This window comes from Pseudomonas sp. 58 R 3 (genome assembly GCF_900006605.1).
In the GTDB taxonomy this organism is placed as follows: Bacteria; Pseudomonadota; Gammaproteobacteria; order Pseudomonadales; family Pseudomonadaceae; genus Aquipseudomonas; species Aquipseudomonas salomonii.
On the sequence record NZ_CVTT01000040.1, the window covers coordinates 143,358 to 168,926 of the forward strand.

22 protein-coding genes and 1 pseudogene are annotated in these 25,569 nt (G+C 60.3%); 14 read left to right on the plus strand and 9 right to left on the minus strand.

What is annotated here, in order from left to right:
• Positions 1 to 342: 342 nt before the first annotated feature.
• From betI to yccS, 11 genes and pseudogenes are all read left to right on the plus strand, one after another.
• The gene (betI, locus tag BFP92_RS10630) at positions 343 to 936 is read left to right on the plus strand and encodes a transcriptional regulator BetI (protein ID WP_065929460.1); all 594 of its coding nucleotides are present in this window, start codon (positions 343 to 345) and stop codon (positions 934 to 936) included.
• 109 nt (positions 937 to 1,045) lie between these two features.
• Entirely contained in the window at positions 1,046 to 2,518 is a 1,473-nt protein-coding gene (betB, locus tag BFP92_RS10635; protein WP_017139377.1) for a betaine-aldehyde dehydrogenase, read from the plus strand.
• 144 nt (positions 2,519 to 2,662) lie between these two features.
• On the plus strand, positions 2,663 to 4,366 hold the full coding sequence (betA, locus tag BFP92_RS10640; protein WP_065929461.1) for a choline dehydrogenase: 1,704 nt from the start codon (positions 2,663 to 2,665) through the stop codon (positions 4,364 to 4,366).
• 165 nt (positions 4,367 to 4,531) lie between these two features.
• Positions 4,532 to 5,974 carry a TldD/PmbA family protein gene (locus BFP92_RS10645; protein WP_065929462.1) on the plus strand — a complete coding sequence of 481 codons (1,443 nt, stop codon included), beginning with the start codon at positions 4,532 to 4,534 and terminating at the stop codon, positions 5,972 to 5,974.
• Complete coding sequence (locus tag BFP92_RS10650) at positions 5,974 to 7,290, plus strand: TldD/PmbA family protein (protein WP_065929463.1); 1,317 nt, start codon at positions 5,974 to 5,976, stop codon at positions 7,288 to 7,290. Before BFP92_RS10645 ends, BFP92_RS10650 begins: the two co-directional genes overlap by 1 nt.
• A 5-nt stretch (positions 7,291 to 7,295) precedes the next feature.
• A pseudogene (locus BFP92_RS32030) lies at positions 7,296 to 7,394 on the plus strand (metal ABC transporter ATP-binding protein); the annotation flags it as partial.
• A gap of 182 nt (positions 7,395 to 7,576) precedes the next feature.
• Positions 7,577 to 8,467: an alpha/beta fold hydrolase gene (locus BFP92_RS10655; protein ID WP_065929464.1), complete on the plus strand. Its 891-nt coding sequence runs from the start codon at positions 7,577 to 7,579 to the stop codon at positions 8,465 to 8,467.
• Between the two features lie 36 nt (positions 8,468 to 8,503).
• Positions 8,504 to 9,931, plus strand: a complete 1,428-nt coding sequence (gene mdtD / locus BFP92_RS10660) for a multidrug transporter subunit MdtD (RefSeq protein ID WP_065929465.1) — start codon at positions 8,504 to 8,506, stop codon at positions 9,929 to 9,931.
• 130 nt (positions 9,932 to 10,061) lie between these two features.
• A complete protein-coding gene (dbpA, locus tag BFP92_RS10665) occupies positions 10,062 to 11,399 on the plus strand; it encodes an ATP-dependent RNA helicase DbpA (protein ID WP_232626477.1) in 1,338 nt (445 codons plus the stop codon).
• Positions 11,400 to 11,530: 131 nt separating this feature from the next.
• Positions 11,531 to 12,709 carry a BaiN/RdsA family NAD(P)/FAD-dependent oxidoreductase gene (locus tag BFP92_RS10670; RefSeq protein WP_065929466.1) on the plus strand — a complete coding sequence of 393 codons (1,179 nt, stop codon included), beginning with the start codon at positions 11,531 to 11,533 and terminating at the stop codon, positions 12,707 to 12,709.
• 234 nt (positions 12,710 to 12,943) lie between these two features.
• Positions 12,944 to 15,127, plus strand: coding sequence for a YccS family putative transporter (gene yccS / locus BFP92_RS10675; protein ID WP_065929467.1), 2,184 nt, complete (start codon positions 12,944 to 12,946; stop codon positions 15,125 to 15,127).
• 12 nt (positions 15,128 to 15,139) lie between these two features.
• Here yccS and BFP92_RS10680 read toward each other — a convergent pair whose 3' ends face one another.
• Positions 15,140 to 15,877 (minus strand): substrate-binding periplasmic protein, encoded by a 738-nt coding sequence (locus BFP92_RS10680; protein WP_065929468.1) that lies wholly within the window; start codon positions 15,875 to 15,877, stop codon positions 15,140 to 15,142.
• A gap of 202 nt (positions 15,878 to 16,079) precedes the next feature.
• On the opposite strand from BFP92_RS10680, the gene BFP92_RS10685 reads away from it, so the two are divergent.
• A complete protein-coding gene (locus BFP92_RS10685) occupies positions 16,080 to 16,532 on the plus strand; it encodes a GNAT family N-acetyltransferase (protein ID WP_065929469.1) in 453 nt (150 codons plus the stop codon).
• A gap of 114 nt (positions 16,533 to 16,646) precedes the next feature.
• Here the strand turns inward: BFP92_RS10685 and BFP92_RS10690 are convergent, their stop codons facing one another.
• The 3 genes from BFP92_RS10690 to BFP92_RS10700 are packed head-to-tail and all read right to left on the minus strand — an operon-like array spanning position 16,647 to position 19,612.
• Positions 16,647 to 16,943: a winged helix-turn-helix domain-containing protein gene (locus BFP92_RS10690; RefSeq protein ID WP_065929470.1), complete on the minus strand. Its 297-nt coding sequence runs from the start codon at positions 16,941 to 16,943 to the stop codon at positions 16,647 to 16,649.
• 19 nt (positions 16,944 to 16,962) lie between these two features.
• Positions 16,963 to 17,463 (minus strand): M48 metallopeptidase family protein, encoded by a 501-nt coding sequence (locus tag BFP92_RS10695; RefSeq protein WP_017139389.1) that lies wholly within the window; start codon positions 17,461 to 17,463, stop codon positions 16,963 to 16,965.
• 43 nt (positions 17,464 to 17,506) lie between these two features.
• The gene (locus BFP92_RS10700) at positions 17,507 to 19,612 is read right to left on the minus strand and encodes a putative bifunctional diguanylate cyclase/phosphodiesterase (RefSeq protein ID WP_065929471.1); all 2,106 of its coding nucleotides are present in this window, start codon (positions 19,610 to 19,612) and stop codon (positions 17,507 to 17,509) included.
• Between the two features lie 310 nt (positions 19,613 to 19,922).
• Between BFP92_RS10700 and BFP92_RS10705 the strand changes: the two genes are divergently transcribed.
• Positions 19,923 to 20,588: a polysaccharide lyase family 7 protein gene (locus BFP92_RS10705; protein ID WP_065929472.1), complete on the plus strand. Its 666-nt coding sequence runs from the start codon at positions 19,923 to 19,925 to the stop codon at positions 20,586 to 20,588.
• 1,011 nt (positions 20,589 to 21,599) lie between these two features.
• Entirely contained in the window at positions 21,600 to 21,887 is a 288-nt protein-coding gene (locus BFP92_RS10715) for a hypothetical protein (protein WP_017139393.1), read from the plus strand.
• Between the two features lie 53 nt (positions 21,888 to 21,940).
• Here BFP92_RS10715 and BFP92_RS10720 read toward each other — a convergent pair whose 3' ends face one another.
• The 5 genes from BFP92_RS10720 to BFP92_RS10740 all read right to left on the minus strand — a co-directional run bounded on the left by BFP92_RS10720 (position 21,941) and on the right by BFP92_RS10740 (position 25,564).
• Positions 21,941 to 23,212 (minus strand): type II toxin-antitoxin system HipA family toxin, encoded by a 1,272-nt coding sequence (locus tag BFP92_RS10720; RefSeq protein ID WP_065929473.1) that lies wholly within the window; start codon positions 23,210 to 23,212, stop codon positions 21,941 to 21,943.
• Positions 23,205 to 23,468 (minus strand): helix-turn-helix transcriptional regulator, encoded by a 264-nt coding sequence (locus tag BFP92_RS10725; protein ID WP_239694251.1) that lies wholly within the window; start codon positions 23,466 to 23,468, stop codon positions 23,205 to 23,207. The genes BFP92_RS10720 and BFP92_RS10725 overlap by 8 nt, the downstream gene beginning before the upstream one ends.
• 127 nt (positions 23,469 to 23,595) lie before the next feature.
• Positions 23,596 to 24,660, minus strand: a complete 1,065-nt coding sequence (gene fba, locus BFP92_RS10730; RefSeq protein ID WP_003177554.1) for a class II fructose-bisphosphate aldolase — start codon at positions 24,658 to 24,660, stop codon at positions 23,596 to 23,598.
• A 278-nt stretch (positions 24,661 to 24,938) separates the two neighbouring features.
• Positions 24,939 to 25,274 carry an MliC family protein gene (locus tag BFP92_RS10735; protein WP_056857744.1) on the minus strand — a complete coding sequence of 112 codons (336 nt, stop codon included), beginning with the start codon at positions 25,272 to 25,274 and terminating at the stop codon, positions 24,939 to 24,941.
• A gap of 62 nt (positions 25,275 to 25,336) precedes the next feature.
• A complete protein-coding gene (locus BFP92_RS10740; RefSeq protein ID WP_056857743.1) occupies positions 25,337 to 25,564 on the minus strand; it encodes a hypothetical protein in 228 nt (75 codons plus the stop codon).
• Positions 25,565 to 25,569: the final 5 nt, after the last annotated feature.

Sequence of the window (25,569 nt, forward strand, 5' to 3'; positions counted from 1 at the left end):
GAACTCATGGCGCAGATGCTCCGGGCAGTGCGAGAGAGAAACACAAGGCAACGGTTATCCCGGGACATCGATTTTTCGGCAGTCGACGGACGGGTGTTATAAAGACACCCCGAAAATTCTTGAGCCGCGCCGAGGCAGTGGCCAGGCCCTGATTCGGCCTGTTTCAAGGGTTTTTGCAGGTGTCAGAGGACGTCGCTCACAGGTAGGAAAAATCTGTAGGCAGCGACCATTTGTCGCAGATCTTATTCTTTGTTGATTGAACGTTCAATCAAAACAAAATAGACTGGCCATCAAGCCGACGGGCGTTTATCGCCCAACGGCAGGCCTAAGGAGAGGTGCTACATGCCCAAGGTCGGTATGCAACCCATACGCCGCCAGCAGTTGATCGAAGCCACTTTGACGGCCATCGATCAGGTTGGAATGGGAGATGCCAGCATTGCGCTGATCGCCCGTTTGGCCGGCGTCTCGAACGGCATCATCAGTCACTACTTTCAGGACAAGAACGGCCTGATCGCCGCAACGATGCGGTACTTGATGAATGTGCTGATCGAGAACGTCCACGAACGCAGGCAAGCGTTGAAAGACGACAGCCCCCGTGCCCACCTTCGGGTGATCATCGAGGGCAACTTTGACGCCAGCCAGGTCAACGGACCGGCAATGAAAACCTGGCTGGCCTTCTGGGCCGCCAGCATGCACCACCCGTCATTGCACAGGTTGCAGCGGATCAACGATCAACGTCTGTATTCCAACCTGTGCTGCCAGTTCCGCCGAGTGCTGCCGCTGCCGCACGCACGCAAAGCAGCCAGAGGCCTGGCGGCCCTGATCGACGGTTTGTGGTTGCGCGGCGCCCTGTCGGGAGACGCTTTCGACACGGAGCAGGCGCAACGGATCGCTTACGAATACATGGATTTCCAATTGGCCAAGCAGGTGAGTTAGAGCACACATAACCGCTCAACCCCTGAACGTCTGCCGCCCAGTGTTGCCACAACCCCATGGCCCACTGGCGGCGGGTAACGCCAACCACTTATGCACTTGCGAGGACTTTATGGCCCGTTTCGAACTGCAAAAACTCTACATTGACGGCGGCTACAGCGACGCTGGCAGCGATGCCACCTTCGAAGCCATCAACCCGGCTAACGGTGAAGTTCTCGCCCAAGTGCAACGCGCCACCAAGGAAGACGTGGAACGTGCCGTGGTCAGCGCCGAAAAAGGCCAGAAAATCTGGGCTGCCATGACCGCCATGGAGCGTTCGCGCATCCTGCGTCGTGCCGTCGACATCCTGCGCGAGCGCAACGATGAGCTGGCCGCCCTGGAAACCCTGGACACCGGTAAAGCCTTCTCCGAAACCCAATACGTCGACATCGTCACCGGCGCCGACGTGCTGGAATACTACGCAGGCCTGGTGCCAGCCATCGAAGGCGAGCAGATCCCGTTGCGCGACACTTCGTTCGTCTACACCCGCCGCGAGCCGCTGGGCGTGGTGGCCGGTATCGGCGCGTGGAACTACCCGATCCAGATCGCCCTGTGGAAATCCGCACCGGCCCTGGCGGCGGGTAACGCAATGATCTTCAAGCCAAGCGAAGTCACTTCGCTGACCACCCTGAAACTGGCCGAGATCTACACCGAAGCCGGCGTACCGGCTGGCGTGTTCAACGTATTGACCGGCAGCGGCCGTGAAGTCGGCACCTGGCTGACCGAGCACCCGCGCATCGAGAAAGTCTCGTTCACCGGCGGCACCGACACCGGCAAGAAGGTTATGGCCAGCGCTTCGAGCTCTTCGCTCAAAGAAGTGACCATGGAACTGGGCGGCAAGTCCCCGCTGATCGTGTTCGAAGACGCCGACCTGGATCGCGCCGCCGACATCGCCATGATGGCCAACTTCTACAGCTCCGGTCAGGTCTGCACCAACGGCACTCGCGTGTTCGTGCCCAAGCACCTGCAAGCGGCGTTCGAAGCCAAGATCGTTGAGCGTGTTGCGCGCATTCGCGTCGGCAACCCACAAGACGAAAACACCAACTTCGGCCCGCTGGTCAGCTTCGCCCACATGGAAAGCGTGCTCGGCTACATCGCCAAAGGTAAGGAAGAAGGCGCCCGCGTACTGTGCGGCGGCGACCGTCTGACCGACGGCGAATTCGCCAAAGGCGCTTATGTGGCTCCGACTGTGTTCACTGACTGCACTGACGAGATGACCATCGTCCGTGAAGAAATCTTCGGCCCAGTGATGAGCATCCTCACTTACGAGACCGAAGAAGAAGTGATCCGCCGCGCCAACGACACCGATTTCGGCCTGGCCGCAGGTCTGGTGACCAAGGACCTGAACCGCGCCCACCGCGTGATTCATCAGCTGGAAGCGGGTATCTGCTGGATCAACGCCTGGGGCGAGTCCGACGCCAAGATGCCGGTCGGTGGCTACAAGCAATCCGGTGTGGGCCGTGAGAACGGCATCAGCTCGCTGAACAACTTCACCCGCATCAAATCGGTACAGGTTGAGCTGGGCGACTACGCCTCGGTGTTCTAAATCCGAGCGTTGTATTGCCCGCGAGGCCGCCATCGCGGGCAAGCCCGGCTCCCACATTTTGTGCTGTATGAACCCAATCAAATGTGGGAGCCGGCTTGCCTGCGATGAGGCCCGACCTGACCATCTCAAAAGAGGGTGCATCCAATGTCCCAAGAATACGATTACATCATTGTGGGTGCCGGCTCCGCCGGTAACACCCTGGCGACCCGTCTGACCGAAGACGAAGGCGTCACCGTCCTGCTGCTGGAAGCCGGCGGCCCGGACTACCGTTTTGACTTCCGTACCCAAATGCCGGCCGCGCTGGCGTTCCCGCTGCAAGGCCGTCGCTACAACTGGGCCTACGAAACCGACCCGGAGCCACACATGGACGGCCGTCGGATGGAATGCGGTCGCGGCAAAGGCCTGGGCGGTTCTTCGCTGATCAACGGCATGTGCTACATCCGTGGCAACGCCCTGGACTACGACAACTGGGCAAAACTGCCCGGTCTGGAAAACTGGACCTACCTCGACTGCCTGCCCTATTTCCGTAAAGCCGAAACCCGCGACATCGGCCCCAACGACTACCACGGCGGCGACGGCCCGGTCAGCGTGACCACGCCGAAAGCCGGCAACAACCCGCTGTTCCACGCCATGGTTGAAGCCGGCGTACAGGCCGGTTACCCGCGTACCGACGACTTGAACGGCTACCAGCAAGAAGGCTTCGGCCCGATGGACCGTACCGTCACGCCTAAAGGCCGTCGCGCCAGCACCGCACGCGGTTACCTGGACACGGCCAAGAAGCGTTCGACCCTGACCATCGTCACCCACGCCCTCACCGACAAAGTGTTGTTTGAAGGCAAGCGTGCCGTAGGCGTGCGTTACCTGATCGGCGCCGCTGAAGAGCGCGTTGAAGCCCGTGCGCGTAAAGAAGTACTGGTGTGCAGCGGCGCCATCGCTTCGCCGCAACTGCTGCAACGCTCCGGTGTGGGCCCGGCCAAACTGCTGGAAAGCCTCGACATCCCGGTGGTCCACGACCTGCCCGGCGTCGGCGAAAACCTGCAGGACCACCTTGAGCTGTACCTGCAATACGCCTGCACCCAGCCAGTGTCGCTGTACCCGTCGCTGCTCTGGTACAACCAACCGGCTATCGGTGCCGAATGGCTGTTCAACGGCACCGGCATCGGCGCCAGCAACCAGTTCGAAGCGGGCGGTTTTATCCGCACCCGTGAAGACTTCGATTGGCCGAACATCCAGTACCACTTCCTGCCGGTCGCGATTAACTACAACGGCAGCAACGGTGTGAAAGAGCACGGTTTCCAGGCGCACATGGGCTCCATGCGTTCGCCAAGCCGTGGCCGCGTGCAATTGAAGTCGAAGAACCCTCGGGACTACCCGAGCATCCTCTTCAACTACATGGCCACCGAACAGGACTGGCAGGAATTCCGCGATGGCATCCGCCTGACCCGCGAAATCATGCAGCAGCCGGCACTCGACCAATACCGTGGCCGTGAAATCAGCCCAGGTATTGACGTGCAAACCGATGAGCAGCTGGACAAGTTCATCCGCGAGCACGCCGAAACTGCGTTCCACCCGTCCTGCTCGTGCAAAATGGGCACCGACGAGATGGCCGTAGTGGACGCCGAAGGCCGCGTGCATGGCATGCAGGGCTTGCGTGTTGTGGATGCGTCGATCATGCCGATCATCACCACCGGCAACCTCAACGCGCCGACGATCATGATCGCCGAGAAAATCGCCGACAAGATCCGTGGCCGCCAGCCGCTGCCGCGCAGCACGGCGGATTACTACGTGGCAGGCGATGCGCCGGTGCGTGGCAAGCCGATGCGTGAAGTCGGCCCTACCGCGCAGTAACCCGTTGATCGTTCCCACGCTCTGCGTGGGAATGCATCCTGTGACGCTCTGCGTCACGACCTTCAAAAGCGGACGCAGAGCGTCCAAGGCGGCATTCCCACGCAGAGCGTGGGAACGATCACCTATGCTAGCCTCTGGGACTGCGCTGCCCTCAAGGAGGTCCCGATGTTCGACGCCCACCCCACCCTCAAACAACACTTCAGTGCCCTGCGCACCCGTGCCGAATTTTTCTCGCTGCGTTATGTGCGCGAATCCGGCCAGTACCTGTCGGTCCGCAAGAACGTCGCCGAACCGCCACACCTGAGCCATGACGAGGGCGCGATGCTCACGGTGCGCCTCAATGGCGTGGAAGCCTACGCCGCAACCAACGATATTTCCCTCGCCGGCCTGCAAGCCGCCCTTGAGCGCGCCGAGCAGCAAGCCCGGCAGATTTCGCCCCACGCCCTGCTCGACCTGCACCAACAGCAGGTTTCCAGCGACGTGGCCGACTACCTGTCGCCCGACCTCGACCAGCCCTTCCCATCCCTGAGCGACTGCTACCAACTGCTCGGCGATGAATCCGCCAGCGTGCCCAAGGATGAGCGTCTGGTGAGTTGGGAAGTCAGCCTGGGCACCACGCACGTTGAGCAGATCTACCTCAACAGTGCCGGTGCCGAGCTGCGCCAGGCCCAGCGTTTCGTCTTTCCGGGCCTGAGCGTCACCGCGTTCGACGGCAACGACAGCCAGACCCGCACCCTGGGCGGCACCAACTTCGGCCAGCAAGGCAGTGCGAACGTGATTCGCCGCTTCGGCCTGGCCGGCGCCGCCCGTACGGTCGCCGACGAAGCCCTGCAATTGCTGCTCGCGCCGAACACGCCCCACGGCCCACGCGACCTGCTGCTGATGCCCGACCAGATGATCCTGCAGATCCACGAGTCCATCGGCCATCCGCTGGAACTGGACCGCATTCTGGGCGATGAGCGTAACTACGCCGGCACCAGTTTTGTGAAAGCCAGCGACTTCGGCCACCTGCAATATGGCTCGCCCTTGCTCAACGTGACCTTCGACCCGAACATCCCCGAACAGCTCGCCAGCTATGGGCATGACGACGACGGCACGGCCGCCAGCAAACAATTTCTGATCCGCGATGGCCTGTTGCTCAAGCCCTTGGGTGGCGCGCTGTCGCAATTTCGCGCGAACCTGCCAGGCGTGGCCAACAGCCGCGCGTGCGGCTGGAATCGGCCGCCCATCGACCGCATGGCCAACCTCAATATCGAGGCAGGCGACAAGACCCAGGCCGAACTGGTCAGCGGCATCGAGCACGGCATTCTGATGAGTACCAACCGTTCCTGGTCCATTGATGACGCGCGCAATAAATTCCAGTTCGGCTGCGAGTGGGGCCAGTTGATCGAAAACGGCGAACTCAAGGGTGTGGTCAAAAACCCCAACTACCGTGCCATCTCCGCGCAGTTCTGGCGCAACCTCAGCGCCGTCGGCGACGCCAGCACCTTCCAGGTGTTAGGCACGCCCAACTGCGGCAAAGGCGAACCCAACCAGGTGATCCGCGTGGGCCACGCCTCACCGGCCTGTGTGTTCAGTGATATCGACGTGTTCGGGGGAGATGCCTGATGAACAACTTCAAGGCACTGGTGAACTGGCTCAAACAGGCCATCACCGACAAGGAACAGTTTCACCTGGGCTACGCTGACGAGTCGTCGGAGTTTGTGCGTTTCAACCACGCCAAGGTGCGCCAAGCCGGCCAGGTGCAACAGGCCAGCCTCAACCTCAAGCTGATCAACGATGGCCGCCACGCCGACCTCGGCATCACCCTGGCGGGCGAGCCGGAGCTGGATCGCCAGCGCCTCGCCGATGGCCTGCAACAACTGCGCGAAACCCTGCCATTGTTGCCGCAGGATCCGTACCTGCTGCTGAACCACAACGCCTGGCAAAACCACAACGAACAACTGCGACCGTTGCCGGAGCTGGCTCAGGTGCTGGCAGATATCAGCCAGGCCGCCGACGGTGTGGACCTGGTGGGCTTCTATGCTGCCGGCCCGATCAGCCGTGGCTTTGCCAGCTCCGACGGCGCGTTCGGTTGGCACCAGGCCAATAGTTTCAACTTCGATTTCAGCCTGTTCCACGCCAATGGCGAAGCGGTAAAGGCCAGCTACGCCGGGCACACCTGGGACAGCGCCGCGTTCATTGAGCGTTTCCAGCGGGCGCGCGAGCAGCTTGAGTTCCTCGGCCGCCCGCTGCATAAGCTGCCTCCCGGCCAGTACCGCGCCTACCTTGCCCCGGCGGCGCTGGAAGAAATCTTCAGCATCGTCACCTGGGGCGGGTTTTCCGCCCAGGCCATCGCCAGCAAAGGCAGTTGCTTGCAAAAGCTCTACACGGGTGAGCAGTCGCTGAGCCCACTGGTGAGGGTCGATGAGCAGATCAGCGGTTCCCTGAGCCAGGCATTTTCCACCGAAGGCTACCCGCGCAGCGATGTCACGCTGATCAACGCCGGTAAAGCCCAGGGCCAACTGATCAACTCGCGCAGCGCTGCCGAATATGGCCTGAGCACCAACGGTGCCGGCAGCGACGAGTCGCCCAGCGCCTTGCAGATGGCCGCCGGCGACCTGGGCCAGGCCGATATCCTCAAGCAATTGGGCACTGGCTTGTACATCAGCAACCTGTGGTACTTGAACTACTCGGACTTGCCGGCGGCACGCCTGACCGGCATGACGCGCTTCGCCACGTTCTGGGTCGAAGACGGTGAAATCAAGGCGCCGGTGAGCACCATGCGGTTTGATGACAGTGTCTACAGCCTGCTCGGTTCGCAGCTTGAGGCGCTGACCTCGGAACGGGAACTGCTGCTGTCGGCGAGTACGTACAGCCAGCGCAATACCTCGTCCAATCTATTGCCTGGCGCGCTGGTCAAGCGCCTTACTCTCACGCTGTAAATACAATTCCCCCTGTGGGAGCGGGCTTGCTCGCGAAGGCGTCGTGTCAGTCTCCGGATGAATTGACTGACACACCGCTTTCGCGAGCAAGCCCGCTCCCACAAAGTTTTGCGTCGTTTTCAGGCACCCGGTTTCATCCCTTCCTACCGCAAAATCCCATCTGACACTTCTCCCCGTGCGGCCTGTTGTCGCCCGCAAAAAACCTCGTTATAACGGTTAGTGGCAACCCGCCACCTATCCCACGAGAGCACGACCTTGCCCGGGAAGGGCAAGCTGGAGCGTTGACATGAATCATGGAAGTTTTGTCATAGAGAAGCTGTTCAAGCACTACAACGTTCATGTTGAGCAGCTAGGAAACGATTCGGGAAAAAAGACCGTGTTGATGGTCAACGGCGCGCTGTCTACCACCCGCTCTTTCGCGCGAACCAGCAAATGCCTGGCGGAGCATTTTAATGTGCTGCTGTTCGACCTGCCCTTCTCCGGCTATTCGCGCGAGCACAACACCGACCTCGACCTTGTGACCAAGGACGACGAAGTGCAAATCCTGCGCGCTCTGGTGGAGCGCTTCGAGGTCAACCATCTGGTGTCGGCCTCGTGGGGCGGCATCTCCACACTGCTGACCCTGGCCCACAACCCGCCGTCCATCGAAAGCTCGGTGGTGATGGCCCTGGCGCCCAACCTCAACCAGGCCATGCTCGACTACGTGGAGCGCGTGCGCGTGCTGATCGAGGCCGATGACAAATCCGCCGTCGGCCACTTGCTCAACGAGACCGTCGGCAAATACCTGTCGCCGCGCCTCAAGCGCAACAACCATCGGCATCTGTCGAACATGGCCACCACCGAATACCGCCAGGCGCGTTTCCATATCCATCAGGTGCTGGCCTTGGGCGATGGCAATTACCTGCCGACGCTGACCCGGATCGAAACCCCGGTGCACTTCCTCAACGGCGCCCTGGATGAATACACGCCGGCGGCCGAGGCCCAGTTGTTCAAGCACTATGTCGGCCGCAGCAGCTTTGCGGTCGCCGAACACACCGGCCATCTGCTCGACCTGGAGTCGCGCGAAGCGGCCATGGCGGTGCACCGTGCGCTGTTGGATTTCCTGGTGGGAGAGCACGCAACACTGTCGGAATTAGACGAACCGCCAGTGGGAAAAGGGGCGACGGATGGCGCATAATCGCCAACACATAGCCTGCTAATAAAAAGGGTTCATATGCCGAATCGCGCCCCTCTCGATGCCAAGACCGCCCGCTGGCTACCCTGGGTGGTAGCGATTGCCTTCTTCATGCAGTCGCTGGACGGGACGATTCTCAACACTGCCCTGCCGGCCATGGCGCGGGACTTGGCGGAAAACCCGCTGCGCATGCAAGGGGTGGTGATCGCCTACATGCTCACCGTCGCCTTGCTGATCCCGGCTTCGGGCTGGGTGGCCGACCGCTTCGGTACCAAAAAAATCTTCTTCGGCGCGATCATGCTGTTCAGCATCGGCTCCTTGCTGTGCGCCTTGTCGAGCAGCTTGACCATGCTGGTCGGCGCGCGGGTTATCCAGGGCTTGGGCGGTGCGCTGATGCTGCCGGTCGGGCGGCTGGTGGTCCTGCGCGCTTATCCGCGCTCCGAACTGGTGCGCATCATGGGTTTCATCACCATTCCCGGCCTGCTCGGCCCGTTGCTCGGCCCGACCATGGGCGGCTGGATGGTGCAATACCTGACCTGGCACTGGATCTTCCTGATCAACCTGCCGGTGGGCATGGTCGGTTGCTACGCCGTGTGGAAACTCATCCCCGACTTGCGCGGCAGCGAACGCACGCGCTTTGACAGTGTGGGGTTTGTGCTGTTTGGCGCGGCGATGGTGCTGATCACCATCGCCATGGAAGGCCTGGGCGAATTGCACCTGCCGCACCTGCGGGTGATGTTGCTGCTGTTCGGCGGGCTCGCCTGCCTGGCCGCGTACTGGCTGCGTGCCGGGCATATCGACAACCCACTGTTCTCGCCGGTACTGTTCAAAACCCGCACCTTTGCCGTGGGTATCCTCGGCAACCTGTTCGCCCGGTTGGGCAGCGGCGCACTGCCGTTTCTGGTGCCGTTGCTGCTGCAGGTGGCACTGGGTTATTCGCCCTCCGAAGCCGGGATGAGCATGCTGCCCCTGGCGGCGGCGGCGATGTTTGCCAAGTCCATCGCGCGGCCACTGATCGAGCGCCTGGGCTATCGCATTGTGCTCACCGGCAACACCCTCGCGCTGGGCATCATGCTGGCCAGCATGGGCCTGGTCAGCGAACACACGCCCTACCCGCTGCTGCTGTGCATGCTGGCGGTGCTGGGGGCGATCAACTCGCTGCAATTTACCGCGATGAACACCGTCACCCTGATCGACCTCGACGACGCCCAGGCCAGCAGCGGCAACAGTTTGCTCTCGGTGGTGGCGCAATTGTCCTTGAGCCTGGGCGTAGCCTGTGCCGGTGCCTTGCTCGGCGGCTTCACTGCCGAAGCGGGCAACGACGGCGTGGAAAGCGTGTTGGGCGCGTTCCAACTGACCTTCCTTACCGTCGGCATCATGGCCATGCTGGCGGCGGCGATCTTCCTGCAACTGTCGCCAAAAGACGGCAAACGGGTGGTCAGCCGCGAGCACGACCTTGAGCATTAACAGGCTTCTCGTCTAGAACTTGCAGGGAAAATCCCACAGGGCTGGTACACTGCGCGACATTTTGTTTTGCAGAGCCAGTCCCGTGACTACCATCGCCACCGCTTTTAATACTTTGCCCCTGTCCGCCGCCATGCTGGCTAACCTCGACTCGCTGGGTTACGTCGAGATGACGCAGATCCAGGCGCAAAGCTTGCCGGTGATCCTCAAGGGGCTGGACCTCATCGCCCAAGCCAAGACCGGCAGCGGCAAGACCGCCGCCTTCGGCATCGGCCTGTTGAACCCGATCAACCCGCGCTACTTCGGCTGCCAGGCGCTGGTGATGTGCCCGACCCGTGAGCTGGCCGACCAGGTCGCCAAGGAAATCCGTCGCCTGGCGCGTGCCGAAGACAACATCAAGGTACTGACCCTGTGCGGCGGCGTGTCCCTCGGCCCGCAAATCGCCTCGCTGGAACATGGCGCCCACGTCATCGTCGGCACGCCAGGCCGTATCCAGCAGCACCTGCGCAAAGGTTCGCTGGTGCTGGACGGCCTGAACACGCTGATCCTCGATGAAGCCGACCGCATGCTCGATATGGGCTTCTACGACGCCATCGAAGACATCATCAGCAAGACCCCGCCACGCCGCCAGACCCTGCTGTTCTCGGCCACCTACCCGGTGAGCATCAAGCAGCTGGCCTCCAAGTTCATGCGCGCGCCGCAGCAAGTGAAAGCCGAAGCCTTCCATTCCGACGACCAGATCGAGCAGCGTTTCTACGAGATCTCGCCGGAAGAGCGCATGGACGCGGTGACCAAGGTGCTGGCGCACTTCCGCCCGGCGTCTTGCGTGGCGTTCTGCTTTACCAAGCAGCAAGTGCAGGAAACCGTGGATCACCTGACCGCCAAAGGCATCTCCGCCGTCGGCCTGCATGGCGACCTGGAACAGCGCGACCGTGACCAGGTACTGGCGATGTTCGCCAACCGCAGCACCTCGGTGCTGGTGGCGACCGACGTCGCCGCCCGTGGCCTGGACATTGATTCGCTGGACATGGTGATCAACGTCGAACTGGCCCGCGACTCGGAAATCCATATCCACCGCGTGGGCCGTACCGGTCGCGCCGGTGAGACGGGCATTGCGATCAGCCTGGTGGCACCGTCCGAAGCGCACCGCGCCCAGGCCATCGAGCAACTGCAAAAGTCGCCGCTGAACTGGGACCAACTGGACAACCTCAAGCCGCAAAGCGGCGGCCCGTTGCTGCCGCAGATGAGCACGCTGTGCATCGCCGCCGGCCGTAAAGACAAGGTTCGCCCAGGCGACATCCTCGGCGCACTGACCGGTGACGCCGGGATTCCGGGTGCTCAGGTCGGCAAGATCGCGATCTTTGATTTCCAGGCGTTCGTGGCTGTTGAGCGCGGGATCGCCAAGCAGGCGTTGCAGCGTTTGAATGACGGCAAGATCAAAGGCCGCTCGTTGCGCGTGCGCATCCTCTGACCTGATCGTTCCCACGCTCCGCGTGGGAATGCATCCCGTGACGCTCTGCGTCACAAAGCGGACGCAGAGCGTCCATGGCGGCATTCCCACGCAGAGCGTGGGAACGATCTGATGAACATGAGGACACCGTTTTGCGCTCGACCGAAGTTGTGATCATTGGCGCCGGCGCCGCAGGCTTGATGTGCGCACTGACCGCCGCCGGGCGTGGGCGCAAGGTGATGCTGATCGACCACGCCAACAAGGCCGGCAAAAAGATCCTGATGTCCGGCGGCGGCCGCTGCAATTTCACCAACATGTACACCGAGCCGGCCAACTTCCTCTCGCACAACGCGCACTTCTGCAAATCCGCCCTGGCCCGCTACACCCAGTGGGATTTCATCGGGCTGGTGGCCAAGCACGGCGTGCCGTACCACGAGAAAAAACTCGGCCAGCTGTTCTGCGACAACAAGTCCAGCGACATCCTCGGCATGCTGCTCGATGAATGCATCCAGACCGGCGTGAGCCTGCACCTGGACACCTCCATCGAGGAAATCGCCAAAGTCGACGGCGGCTATCAGTTGCAAACCACCTTGGGCGAACTGCACTGCGAATCCCTGGTGATCGCCACGGGCGGCCTGTCGATTCCGACCCTGGGCGCCACCGGTTTTGGTTACCAGGTGGCCAAGCAATTTGGCCACGAACTGCTGCCGACCCGCGCAGGTTTGGTGCCGTTTACCATCACCGACCAGCTCAAGGAGTTGTGCGGCGAGCTGTCCGGTACATCCGTGGATTGCCTGGTGAGCTGCAACGACCAGAGCTTTCGCGAGAACATCCTGTTTACCCACCGTGGCCTCAGTGGCCCGGCGATTCTGCAGATTTCGTCCTACTGGGAAACCGGCGACACGGTGGAAATCAACCTGCTGCCCGACCACGACGCGCACAGCTGGTTGCAACAGCAACAGGTCGAGCACCCCAACAGCGAGCTGAAAACCCTGCTGGGTGAGATCTTCACCAAGAAGATGGCCAACCTGTTGGCGCAGAGCTGGTTTGTGTCCAAGCCGATGAAGCAATACACCCACGCCGAAGTGGCCGACATTGCGCAAAAGCTGTCGAGCTGGCAGTTGGTGCCCGCGGGCACCGAAGGCTATCGCACGGCCGAGGTGACGCTGGGTGGCGTGGACACGCGGGAAGTGTCGTCCAAGACCATGGAATCGCTGAAAAGCCCAGGGCTGTACTTTATTGGTGAAGTGTTGGATGTGACCGGTCACCTGGGCGGGTTCAACTTTCAGTGGGCCTGGGCTTCCGGCTATGCGGCCGCGCAATACGCCTGACACAACGCGGAAAAAAATGTGGGAGCGGGCTTGCTCGCGAAGGCGGTGTATCAGTATCAGATGTGCTGACTGACACTGCGCATTCGCGAGCAAGCCCGCTCCCACATTGATTGCATTCCACATTTAGAATGCAGGCTCTGGAATAAATTTCGCTGTTACATGTGATCGCCACGCTTGCCGTGGCGTCATTACTGGCTCAATTTAGCGGCATCGTCCCGGAAGACTCCAGACTTCATGTCATCGACCTCGTTCAAGCAGTCCATGCGGCGCCTGTGGGCGCTGGATAAATTCAGTTACAGCGTTCGGGTATTCATCGCCCTCACCGGCAGCATGGCGCTGTGCTGGTATCAGAACGAAATGACCCTGCTGATCCCGCTGTTCCTGGGGATTATCGCCAGCGCCCTGGCCGAGACTGATGACAGCTGGCAAGGCCGCCTGAATGCACTGGCGGTGACGCTGGTGTGTTTCAGCGTCGCCGCGCTGTCGGTTGAGCTGCTGTTTCCCTATCCCTGGATCTTCGCCATCGCCCTGGCCCTGGCCAGCTTCTGCCTGACCATGCTCGGCGCGTTGGGCGAACGTTATGGCGCGATTGCTTCAGCGACGTTGATTCTGTCGGTGTACACCATGATCGGCGTGGACCAGCGCGGTGGCGCCGTCACCGACTTCTGGCATGAGCCGTTGCTGCTGGTGGCCGGTGCGGCGTGGTATGGCGTGCTGTCGGTACTGTGGCAGGTGCTGTTTTCCAATCAGCCGGTGCAGCAAAGCCTGGCGCGGTTGTTTCGCGAGCTGGGGCGTTACCTCAAGCTCAAATCGTCGCTGTTCGAGCCGATCCGCCAACTGGATGTGCAAGCCCGCCGCCTGGAACTGGCCCAGCAAAACGGCCGGGTGGTGGCGGCGCTGAATGCCGCGAAAGAAATCATCCTGCACCGCGTGGGCAATGGCCGCCCAGGCTCGAAAGTCAGCCGCTACCTGAAGCTGTACTTTCTGGCCCAGGATATCCACGAACGCGCCAGCTCGTCCCACTACCCTTACAACGCCCTGGCCGAAGCCTTCTTCCACAGCGACGTGCTGTTCCGCTGCCAGCGCCTGTTGCGCCAGCAAGGCAAGGCCTGCCAAGCCCTGGCCGAATCAATCCAGCTGCGCCAGCCGTTCATTTATGACGACAGCTTCGCTGAAGCCCTGGGCGACCTGAACGCCTCCCTGGAGCACTTGCGCATCCAGAGCAACCCGGCCTGGCGCGGCCTGTTGCGCTCGTTGCGGGCGTTGGCGGCCAACCTGTCCACCCTCGACCGCCTGCTCGGCGATGCCAGCAACCCCGACTCCCTGGCCGACGCCACCGACAGCAGCCTGCTGGACCGTGCCCCGCGCAACCTCAAGGAAATGTGGACGCGCCTGCGCACGCAACTGACGCCGACGTCACTGCTGTTCCGTCACGCCCTGCGCCTGCCGCTGGCACTGAGTATCGGCTATTGGATGGTGCACCTCATCCACCCCTCCCAGGGTTACTGGATCATCCTCACCACCCTGTTTGTGTGCCAGCCCAACTACGGCGCCACGCGGCGCAAGCTGGGCCAGCGGATCATCGGCACCGCCATCGGCCTGACCGTGGCCTGGGCGCTGTTCGACCTGTTCCCAAGCCCGCTGGTGCAGTCGATGTTCGCCATCGCCGCAGGCCTGGTGTTCTTTATCAACCGTACCACCCGCTACACCCTGGCCACGGCGGCGATCACCCTGATGGTGCTGTTCTGCTTCAACCAGGTGGGCGACGGTTACGGGCTGTTCCTGCCACGCCTGTTCGATACCTTGCTGGGCAGTTTGATTGCAGGCCTGGCGGTGTTCCTGTTCCTGCCGGACTGGCAAGGCCGGCGTCTGAACAAGGTGCTGGCCAACACCCTGACCTGCAACAGCATTTACCTGCGCCAGATCATGCAGCAATACGCCGCCGGCAAGCGCGACGACCTGGCCTACCGGCTGGCGCGGCGCAATGCGCACAACGCCGATGCGGCGTTGTCCACCACGCTGGCGAATATGCTCATGGAACCTGGGCATTTCCGTAAGGAGGCCGATGTGGGTTTCCGCTTTCTGGTGCTGTCGCACACCTTGCTCAGCTACCTTTCCGGGCTGGGTGCGCATCGGGAGACTCAATTACCGGCCGACGTGCGTGAACATCTGATCAACGGCGCCGGTAACAGCCTGGCGGCGAGTATCGACGAAATCGCCACGGGGCTGGCCAACAAGCAGCCGATCGCGATTCAGAGTGATGCCGAAGAAGCATTGGCGGCGGACCTGGAGCAGATGCCCGATGAGATTGATGAGGGGCAGCGCTTGGTGCAGACGCAACTGGCGTTGATTTGCCGCCAGTTAGGGCCGTTGCGCACACTGGCGGCGCACCTGATCAAAGACACCAGCGCGGCGTAGACCGCCAAAACACTACATCCCATGCTCCTTCATCAACCTTGCATAACTACCATCTGCCTTCATCCTGGCAATCTCCCGATCAAAGCTGGCCACGATCTGCTCATGCTCGGGGTTCTTCAGGCTCACCAGAATGTGCAGGCTGTTCTCGCTCAGCGGCTTGGGTAAAAACTCCACCGCATTGCGCACCCGGGGTGACTCCCGCGCCAGGTAATAGCGGGCTACAAACTCATCTTCCAGCGTCAGCCTGACGCGTCTGGCCGCCAGCATACGCACCGCCATGGCGAAGTTATGCACCGGCACTTTCTGCAACTGCGCATCCTGCTCGAACGCCGCCGAGTAGGCGTAGCCGCGCACCACGGCGATGGGATCGTCGTGCAGTTGCTCCAGGTTCTGATAGTCGATGGGGTCGTCGCGGCGCTTGATAAACCGCACGCGATTCATCAGGTATTCGCCGGAAAACTGGCCCAGCCTGGTGCGGGCATCGTCGTACCAGGCGTTGATCAACACGTCATAACGGCCATCGCCCACGCCCATCAACGCCCGCGCCCAGGGCACCTGCTCAAAATCACTGGCATACCCTGCGCGGGCCAGCGCGGTACTGACAATGTCAGTGGCCAGGCCGCCGTTAATCAAGGTGGAATCGGTAAACGGTGGCCATACATCCGCTACCAGGCGCAAGCGCTGCGCCACCGCGGGCTGGGCCAGCAGCAACACTCCAATCAAAGCAACGGCACGAGAAAATCGCGGCATGCTCAAGGTCCTTGGCGGGCAGGCAGGCAGTGGCCTGATAACAGTAGCTCATCAATGAGCCCGTATTGCAGATTACACAAAGAAGCCAGCAGCGATCGAACTGAATGATGGCAAATTGACGCCATTCACAAAAATGCTCGCTTTAGACAGGGCGGCCGGTGGCGCTTACTATCGGCAACAAACATTAATAAGGGAAAACGCCATGACGGTTGAATGGGTCTGCAAACATCACGAAGACCTCGGCAAAGAGCAGCTGTACGCCATTATGCGTCTGCGCAATGAGGTGTTCGTCGTCGAGCAAAAATGCGTGTATCAAGACCTCGACGGGCAGGATCTTTCGGGCGATACCCACCACTTGATGGCCTGGCAAGATGACGTGCTGGTGGCTTACCTGCGCCTGCTGGACCCGGAATCACAGGGCGGTGACGTGGTAATTGGCCGAGTGATCGTGGCACCGGTGGCACGCGGTACCGGGCTGGGGCACCAGATGATGGAAGAAGCGCTCAAGCGCATTGAAGACATCTGGCCGCAGACGCCGATTTATCTGTCAGCCCAGGCTCATCTGCAAGGGTATTACGGGCGGTATGGGTTTGCGGTGGCGGGTGAGGAATACCTGGAGGATGACATTCCCCATATTGGTATGCGGCGTAGCTGAGGGCCTCTTCGCGAGCAAGCCCGCTCCCACATTTAACCGCGTACATACTTTGAAATGCGGTCGAATGTGGGAGCGGGCTTGCTCGCGAAGGCGTCAGACAATTCACCACAAGCCTCAGGGATAACCCAACACCTGCTTGACCACCCCAAGGTTCGCCTCGATCCAGCGCCGATCAATCGCGCCCCAGCTGCGAATCCGATAACACCCGGCATGATTACGCGCACCGTCCTCCTGCTCGAATTCACACACAATATCCAGATCAGCCAACGCCGCAATCGTGTCCTGCGCCGTGCGCCGTGGCATGCCGGTGGCGTCGGTCAGTGCCGGCACGCTGCTGGCCTGGCCGCTGTCGATCAGGTAAGCCACATACAGGCGGCGGTAGAAACTGCTTTTGGTCTTGCTCACATCCATGCTCGAACGCCTTGTGAAGTTAGGGCTTGCCCTGCAAGTCGCGATACGTGAGGTACACCCGCAGGTCGAATTCCACCTGATGGTAGCCCGGCATCATGTACTCACAGAGTTTATAGAACGCCTTGTTGTGGTCCGATTCCTTGAAGTGCGCCAGCTCGTGTACCACGATCATGCGCAGAAACTCCGGCGCGGCTTCCTTGAACAGCGCGGCAATGCGGATCTCTTTCTTGGCTTTGAGGTTGCCGCCCTGCACCCGTGAAATCGTGGTGTGCAGGCCCAGAGCGCGGTGGGTGAGGTCCAGGCGGTTGTCGAACAGCACTTTGTCGATGGCCGGCGCGTTGCGCAGGTGTTCCTGCTTCAACGCCAGGGCATAGCTGTATAGCGCCTTGTCGCTCTGCACGCCGTGGCGCTCGGGGTAGCGTTGCTCCAGGTAGGCGCCCAATTGGTCCTTGGCGATCAACTGGCGCACTTGCTCTTGAAGCGCTGCGGGGTAGGCCTGGAGGTATTTCAGCGCGGTCATGGGGCTCTGCAACAGGGTTCGAATGGCCGCCAGTGTAGCGAATTCACAGCAGACGAGGGGGGGACCACGTGGCCATTTCCTCGGCCACCAACGGCTGCGCCGCCCACGGCCCCTGGATAAACGCGCAGCCATTGGCCTTGAGCCACTGTGATTGTTCGAGGGTTTCCACACCCTCGGCGATCACCAACACATCAAAATGAGCGCATAACTGGATGATACTGCGCGCCATCGCCGCATCCCGCACCGAGCCCGGCAGGCGCGCCACCAGTTGCGGGTCGAGCTTGAGCGTGTCGAACGCCAGGTCCCGCAGGTGGGCCAGGGAGCATTGGCCCAGGCCGAAATCATCCAGGGCAATGCGCACGCCGATCTGGCGCAGTAACTTGAGCTGCTTATGGGTCTCGTCGAGGTTACTCATCAGGCTGTCTTCGCTGATTTCCACCTCCAGCTGGCGCCCCTGCAACCCATGTCGCTCAAGGACCTGCTGCAGTTGGCTGGCGAGGTTGGGCATGTTGAACTGGCTGGCACTCAAGCTCACGCTCAGCACCAGCGCTTGATCGAACGTGGCTTGCCAGGCCTGGCGCTGGGCAGCGACTTGCTGGTAGATCCAGGCGCTCAACTGGCTGATCAGCCGCGCCTCTTCAAGCAGCGGCAAAAACAAGCCCGGCGGCACATCGCCGACGCTGGGGTGCTGCCAGCGCAACAGCGCCTCGACACCACGCAAGCGCCCGTCTTCCAGCGAGACCTGGGGTTGGTACACCAGGGTGAAATCCTTGTTTTGGATCGCGGTGCGCACGCTGTCTTCCAGCATCAGCCGCGAACGGGCACGGCCGTTCATTTCCTGATCGTAATAGCGATATTGCTGACGCCCCGCGCGCTTGGCTTCGTACATGGCGATATCCGCCGCACGCAACAGACCACTCAGGTCGGAGCCGCAGTCCGGGAACGTGGCGATGCCGATGCTGACGCCGAGCATCACCTCCAAACCGTCCACTTGCTGGCACACAGACACTCTTTCGATCAGTTTTTCCGCAATCTTGGCGGCCTGCTCCGGAAACTCCAACTCCAGCAACGCGGTGAACTCATCCCCGCCCATGCGCCCAAGAATGTCGTAGGAGCGCAGACACGCCTGCATCTGCTCCGAGACCCAGCGCAGCACACGGTCGCCCGCGTCGTGGCCCAACGAGTCATTGACCCGCTTGAAACCGTCCAGGTCCAGGTACAGCAACACCAGCGATTGTTCGTTACGCTCGCTGCGCGACAAGAGGTTCTCCACCGCCTGGTGAAAGCCACGCCGGTTCAACAGCCCCGTCAACGGGTCGGTCACCGCCTGGAACTCCAACTGCTGATGCAGATGGCGTACCTCGGACATGTCCAGCACGGTCACCACCATGGCCTTCTGCTCGGCGGGCAGCGGTGCACAGGACAACGCCACGGGCACCTGCTGACCACGCCCGGTGCGCAAGATTGCGTCATGCTGGCGCCACGTTTCGCCCCGCCGGTACGCCTCGTACATCGGGAAACTCAACCACGCGGGCACATGGGGCTTTTGCAGGAAGCTCAAGAAGCTCTCGCCCTGCAACTCGGCCATGGTGGCGTTCAGCAAGCGTGAAATGGCCGGGTTGGCGTACTCGATCACACTGCCCTCGCCCACCACCAGCAGGCCTTCGGCGGCGTTGTCGAGCACCGAGGCGTTAAAGGCACGCGCCAGCTCCAGGTCATGGCTCAGCCGCTGCAAGGCCCGGCGGTTGCGTTGGTGTTCCAGCAGGGCCTGAACCTTGGGCTTGAGGATATGGGGGTCGAAAGGTTTGAACAGATAGTCGATCGCGCCGCTGGCGTAGCCTTCCTGCACGGCGTCGGACGATTGGGCGTGGGCCGTCAGAAAGATAATCGGCGTCATGCGCGTACGCTGGCTGCCGCGCATCAGGCGTGCGACTTCAAAGCCGTCCATACCGGGCATGCGCACATCCAGCAACACCAGGTCGACCTCGTGGGCGAGCAGCAATTCCAGGGCTTCCAGCCCGGAGGCGGCCGTGATCACGTGCCAGTCTTCACGCTGCAAAAGCGCACGCATGCTGATGAGGTTCTCGGGGTAGTCATCAACTACCAGAAGAACCGAACTGCCATCGCCGGGGTGTGGAGCGCAATCCATGCTACGTCTCTTCCTTGAGGGGCTGCACCGGTCACTTCTGCTACAAAAACCGGACAAACACAGAGGGCTCACTCTAGCCCCGCTTTAAAAAAAGCAGAAGTGACGTGGGTGCCATCATTGCGCCAAAGCTCAGGAAGCCGACTAACGGTCAAGCCCTACAGCCCACGGCCTGTGGGAAACATGGCTTTTTGGCATTTAGCTGACGCCAATAATTTGCCAGCGCTTAATTAACAATTTGGTTACTACCGCTTATAAAGAACCTGCGCAGCCCTCGGGCTAAAGCCTTCATTCTCTGTAAAAGGCCAACACCATGATCGACCTTTCCACCTGGAACCTGAGCATTCCGGTCGGCTCCCCGCCCACGACCATCGACACCCCCAAGCTGCTGAGCGGCTTCAAAGACCAGTACTTCCAGGCCGAAGGCAGCAACGTGCAATTCTGGACACCCGTGACCGGCACCCGTACCGAAAACGCCATCTACCCACGTAGCGAGTTGCGCGAAACCTACGCCGATGGGCGCCTGCGCAACTGGACTTACAACGAGGCCAACAACTTCCTGCGCGCCACCGTGACCGTCAACCAGGTGCCCTCCAGCGGCAAAGTGGTCATCGGCCAGATCCACGCGTATGACAGCCAGAAACCGCTGATCAAGCTGGAGTACCAGTTCAAGGAAAAAACCCAGACCGGCAACATCGTCGCCAAGGTGCGCATGCGCCCGGATGATGGCGAGGGCCGTGTGATTACCGTCGCCAGTAACGTGCCATTGGAGAAGAGCTTCACCTATGTGATCAACCTCAATAAGGCCGGCTTGCTCAGCGTATCTGCCGCAGACGGCCAATGGAACGAGCGCATAGGCGCCGCGTGGGGTGCGAAGCCGCTGTACTTCAAGGCAGGGGTTTATGTGCAGGACAACAGCGGCGACAGCAAAGAAGGCGCGCGAGTGACGTTTGCCAAATTGGATATTGATCACCAATAGTGCGTGAGAGACGCCCCGTTAATGGCGGGGCTTCTTAGAAGGTTTATTCAACGAACATCAGCATAAAGCCCATCGAGGAGTCACCGGCGGGTTTGTTATCGCCGACTTTAAGCGTCAATACATTAATGTAGTTGATGGCCGGAATACTGCCCAACTTGGCATGACCATAGAAGATATGTTCGTTGGAACTGACATCCCTCAGGCTGCGCGATCAACGCTACCTCTTTCAGCCACTTGGGCGACTGTGCAGTGACTTGCCCCTTTTCGTTAACAGATGCGGTGAATATTCGGCCCTCGGCGTGGGCAAAAGATCCTGCTGCGAGTAACGCGATGATAGCGCCAGCGACTTTAACCAACTTCATTATCAATTCTCCATCATTGAATACATTTAACGATCAACCTTAAATGATCAGAGACTGATAAAAGCGCACTTTTAATGGCGCACCAATAAAACAGAAAAACTATAAAGACACAGGGAATTCTACTGACTGGTTCAGGAGACTTCCGATTGCAAAGCACTTTTGAGCCGATGATATTCGTAGGCAAACTCCGACAGATACAAAGACTATTCTCAGATTAATCCAACCTCTTAAACACACCACCGAACCCTGTGGGAGCCGGGCTTGCCCGCGATGGCGGTGCATCAGCCACCATCAGCAGTGCCTGACACACCGCCATCGCGGGCAAGCCCGGCTCCCACATTGGATCTGCATCGATTCAAAGGTCCAGGTTGGTCCTACACGACCGTTGCGGGCAAACAGATCGCCGCTTATAGTTCGCCGGTCGCTGAGAACAGCGATAGGGTTTCGCAGCCCTACCGAGTTAATACCGCACCCGTCACAAACGGCCCCGGCGCTCCGCCGACGGCCGTCCTTGTTATGGCGGCTGTGCGTGGGAGACCTTCGGGTCTGCCGGGTCTTAACTCCTCGGTCTGCGAACCCGCGTACAGCTGCCACCCAATTTGTTTCGCAGCAAACGGTGGTCATTCTTTTCTTGAGTTAAGGATTTACCATGACCGACCCATTACCACCCCGCCGCTTCTACCCCTGCACCGAGTCCGCCACCGACTCACCCGTGCTCTTGATCGACAGCGCCGCCCCACTGCCCGACCTCCACGCCTGCCTGCGCGAACGCCTCAACGCCGCCCTCGAACACCTCAACCTGATGGCCTGCTCCAGCCTCCCGGACTTCGCCGAGCGCGACCTGAATAACGTGGCCAATACCGCACGTATTCTGGTGCAGGACGTGAGCGACGTGTTCCGCGTCATTGAGCACCGAGGTTTCGATACCGCTGCCTGATCAAATCCCGGCCACAAAAAAGCCCGCATCGCTGCGGGCTTCTTTGCAGGCACTTATGGCGCCCGTTTTTCCACTGGCTTTCGTCTCATCCCCGATACCACCGAATCATGCAGCGCCATTGCGCGGCCGGCGTCCCACTCCTTCTGCATCGTTGAAAACAGCTCAACGTCTATGTGTACTTTATGTGCGCTTAGCGCCTCAGACATGGCATCGCTAATTTGCTCAATAATCGCGCCTGGGTTTGCAACACCACAGTGCTTGCGACCGAACTCGACCAGTTGCTGGCGATCCGGGTAGGCCTTTGCCTTGTTCATCTTGATCGCCAAGGTACGGTCGACCAGTGACTGACCAGACTTGGGGTTGTAATTTTCATACACAGTAGTCGTTGTGACATCGAACACAGGGGCTAACTGCACGGTTTCCAGCGCACCGGGATGGGTGTAGAGCACACCGAAATTTTTCAGATGAGCATCGCCATTGCGCACCATGACCGACAAGCACACAGATGAATAAAAACGTTCGAGTTCACGCAGCACATCACCCTGCCGGCACACCTCATTTATCACTGCAGCAAGCGTTTCGTAACTTTGGGAATATTTGTAGTTGTCGTGAGGATCTTTGTTCAGTCCCAACAGCACTGCCATATCCTCGAACCCCAACCTGCCAGACTCCGTCAGATCAAAGCGCTCCATGACAAACAGATCACCCCGTTCCGACAGCCAGAAACGCGGAGTTTGCATGCCGGCAAGGCGAGCAGCTTCCAAACAGAGGAATTCGTTCTGAGCCAAGTGTGCATATTCATCAGCGCCGGACTTCACGATTAAGTCAGAACTGAGCATGGTTTTGCGACTGCCTGTCAGCTTATCCAGATCGGGTACCAGCACCTTCGGCTGCACCCCGGAAATACCTGACTCAAAGTAGGTCTCGACCAGGAAATCGAATACGCCTTGTGAGGCATCCGCAGAAAGGATTTCCTGCAACCCCACTTGCGCTTTCACCGGTGCAGACGCTTCAACGGGGTTCTCGTAACTCAACCGACCGATCTGATTGCCACCAATGATCGACAGCAAACGCATGTCGTCCACCTGCATATGCTTGGCCATGCGACGTTTAATCTGATCAGCCAGGAAACCCTCCGGCACATTCATATCAAAAATCGGATGCAGGACGTTGCTGACCGCAGGCGTCGGGTCATAGGGCATTACCAATGACACTTCAGACGAAGCCTGCGCCGAGGCATAGGCGAACGAAAACTGTGAGCCTTTGGACAGCACGCCTGCCAAGCCCTGGGGCGTGGTTATGTTGAGCAGCTTGACCCTACTCATCGTACTCCACCAGTTCGGCAAGGGATTTGAGGTCGATGCGCCGATCAACCACCTCCAGCGCCATTCCCAACGCGGTAATGACCCTGAATACGGTATACATAGCCACGTTTTCCCCTGCCTCAAGATCGATGATCGTCTTGCGACTGCACCTGGCTTTTTCCGCGAGCTGTTGCTGACTGTATTGCTTCGCCCGCCGCAGCTGCCTCAGCCGTTCGCCAAATGAGGGAGGATTGGTGATAAGCAAAATGTCACCCATATAGGACTTTTTAAGTATTAATCATAATTATGTCCACTATAGCGGACATTTCAACCACCTTCCGTCTGCAACGCGCGGCCACAAAAAAGCCCGCATCGCTGCGGGCTTCTTTTTAAACGCTTAAGGCTCAGTTCACCTTGGCGTTCAACTCACCTTTCAGGTAACGCTGGTACATGGCTTCCAACGAGATCGGTTTGATCTTCGAAGCATTACCGGCAGTGCCAAAGGCTTCGTAACGCGCGATACACACATCACGCATGGCCGTTACGGTGGCGCCGAAGAACTTACGTGGGTCAAATTCGCTCGGGTTGGTGGCCATCAGGCGACGCATTGCGCCGGTGGACGCCAAACGCAGGTCGGTGTCGATGTTGACCTTACGCACGCCATACTTGATGCCTTCGACGATTTCTTCAACCGGCACGCCGTAGGTTTCTTTGATGTCGCCGCCGTACTGGTTGATGATCGCCAGCCACTCTTGCGGTACCGAGGAAGAGCCGTGCATCACCAGGTGGGTGTTAGGGATGCGCTTGTGGATTTCCTTGATGCGGTCGATGGCCAGCACGTCGCCGGTAGGTGGCTTGGTGAACTTGTAGGCGCCGTGGCTGGTGCCGATGGCGATGGCCAGGGCGTCCACTTGGGTCTTTTTCACGAAGTCAGCGGCTTCTTCCGGGTCAGTCAGCATCTGGCTGTGATCCAGCACGCCTTCGGCGCCGATGCCGTCTTCTTCACCGGCCATACCGGTTTCCAGGGAACCCAGGCAGCCCAGCTCGCCTTCAACCGACACACCACAGGCGTGAGCCATGGCCACGGTTTGTTGGGTGACGCGTACGTTGTACTCGTAGTCGGTCGGGGTCTTGCCGTCTTCGCCCAGGGAGCCGTCCATCATTACCGAGCTGAAGCCCAGTTGGATGGAGCGCTGGCACACGTCAGGGCTGGTGCCGTGGTCCTGGTGCATGCACACCGGGATGTGCGGGAATTCTTCGATCGCGGCGAGGATCAGGTGACGCAGGAACGGGGCGCCGGCGTATTTGCGCGCACCGGCCGAAGCCTGGACGATCACGGGGGAGTCGGTCTTGTCAGCGGCTTCCATGATGGCGCGCATCTGCTCAAGGTTGTTGACGTTAAAGGCTGGGACGCCGTAGCCGAACTCGGCTGCGTGGTCCAGCATTTGACGCATGCTGATAAGTGCCATTGTGTTGTCTCTCCCGGTCGAGGGTCGTTAATCGTGCAAGCCTGCCGTAGCGGCGGCTGCTATTCAAGTTATTGCAGATCAAGGGGTTAAGCTTGAGCTGCTGAATCGTTATTGCAGTGTCCGGTTCGCATTCATTTCGATTTGGAACCGGCTCTACTGTGGGAGCGGGCTTGCTCGCGAATGCGGTGTACCAGTCACCGAATTCGTCAGCTGAACCACCGCTTTCGCGAGCAACCCAGCTCCCACATTTTGATCTCATGTATTTCGAGATCGTGTTCTTACTGAGCCTTACAGCCGCGCCCAATCAAATCATCGGTGGCGACCCAGTAAACCAGGCCTTCCTCACCTTTTGTGTGAAACGCCAGTTGGCCGTCGCTGTACAGCACGCCCGAGGCGGCGACCTCTTGCTTGAGGCGATAAACCTGGTCCGCACCGCCGAGGCGTACATCCACTTCAGAACGGGCCGGGTTGGCAAAGCGCCAGTTGACCTCGGCCTTGCTGTCGCAGGTCCAGGTGGTCCACTTGTCTGCCGGCTCAGCCGCCTTGTTGAACATGTTCATGCTGCTGCAACCGGCCAACAAGGCCAGGGCTGCCAGGGCGAAAACGCCTTTCATTGCCACTCCTCGAACGACGGCCCCAAGGGCCGCCACTGCTGTCGGTTAGTTGATCAGACCCGTCATGGGCAACCCTGTTCCTGACCGTTGGGCGCGGCGTCGTATTGTTCCAGCCGTTCATTGCCGATGCGCTTGTTGATCACCGGCATGGTTTCGGCTTGCCAGTCGGCCTGGTAGCAGCTTTTTTTCGGCGCCGCCCCAGGCGCTTGCGCCTCGGGCGCAGCGCTTGGCGTGCTGCCGCAGCCGGCCAACAGGCCCGCTGCGATCACCAGTGCCAACGACTTGATCATGGGAA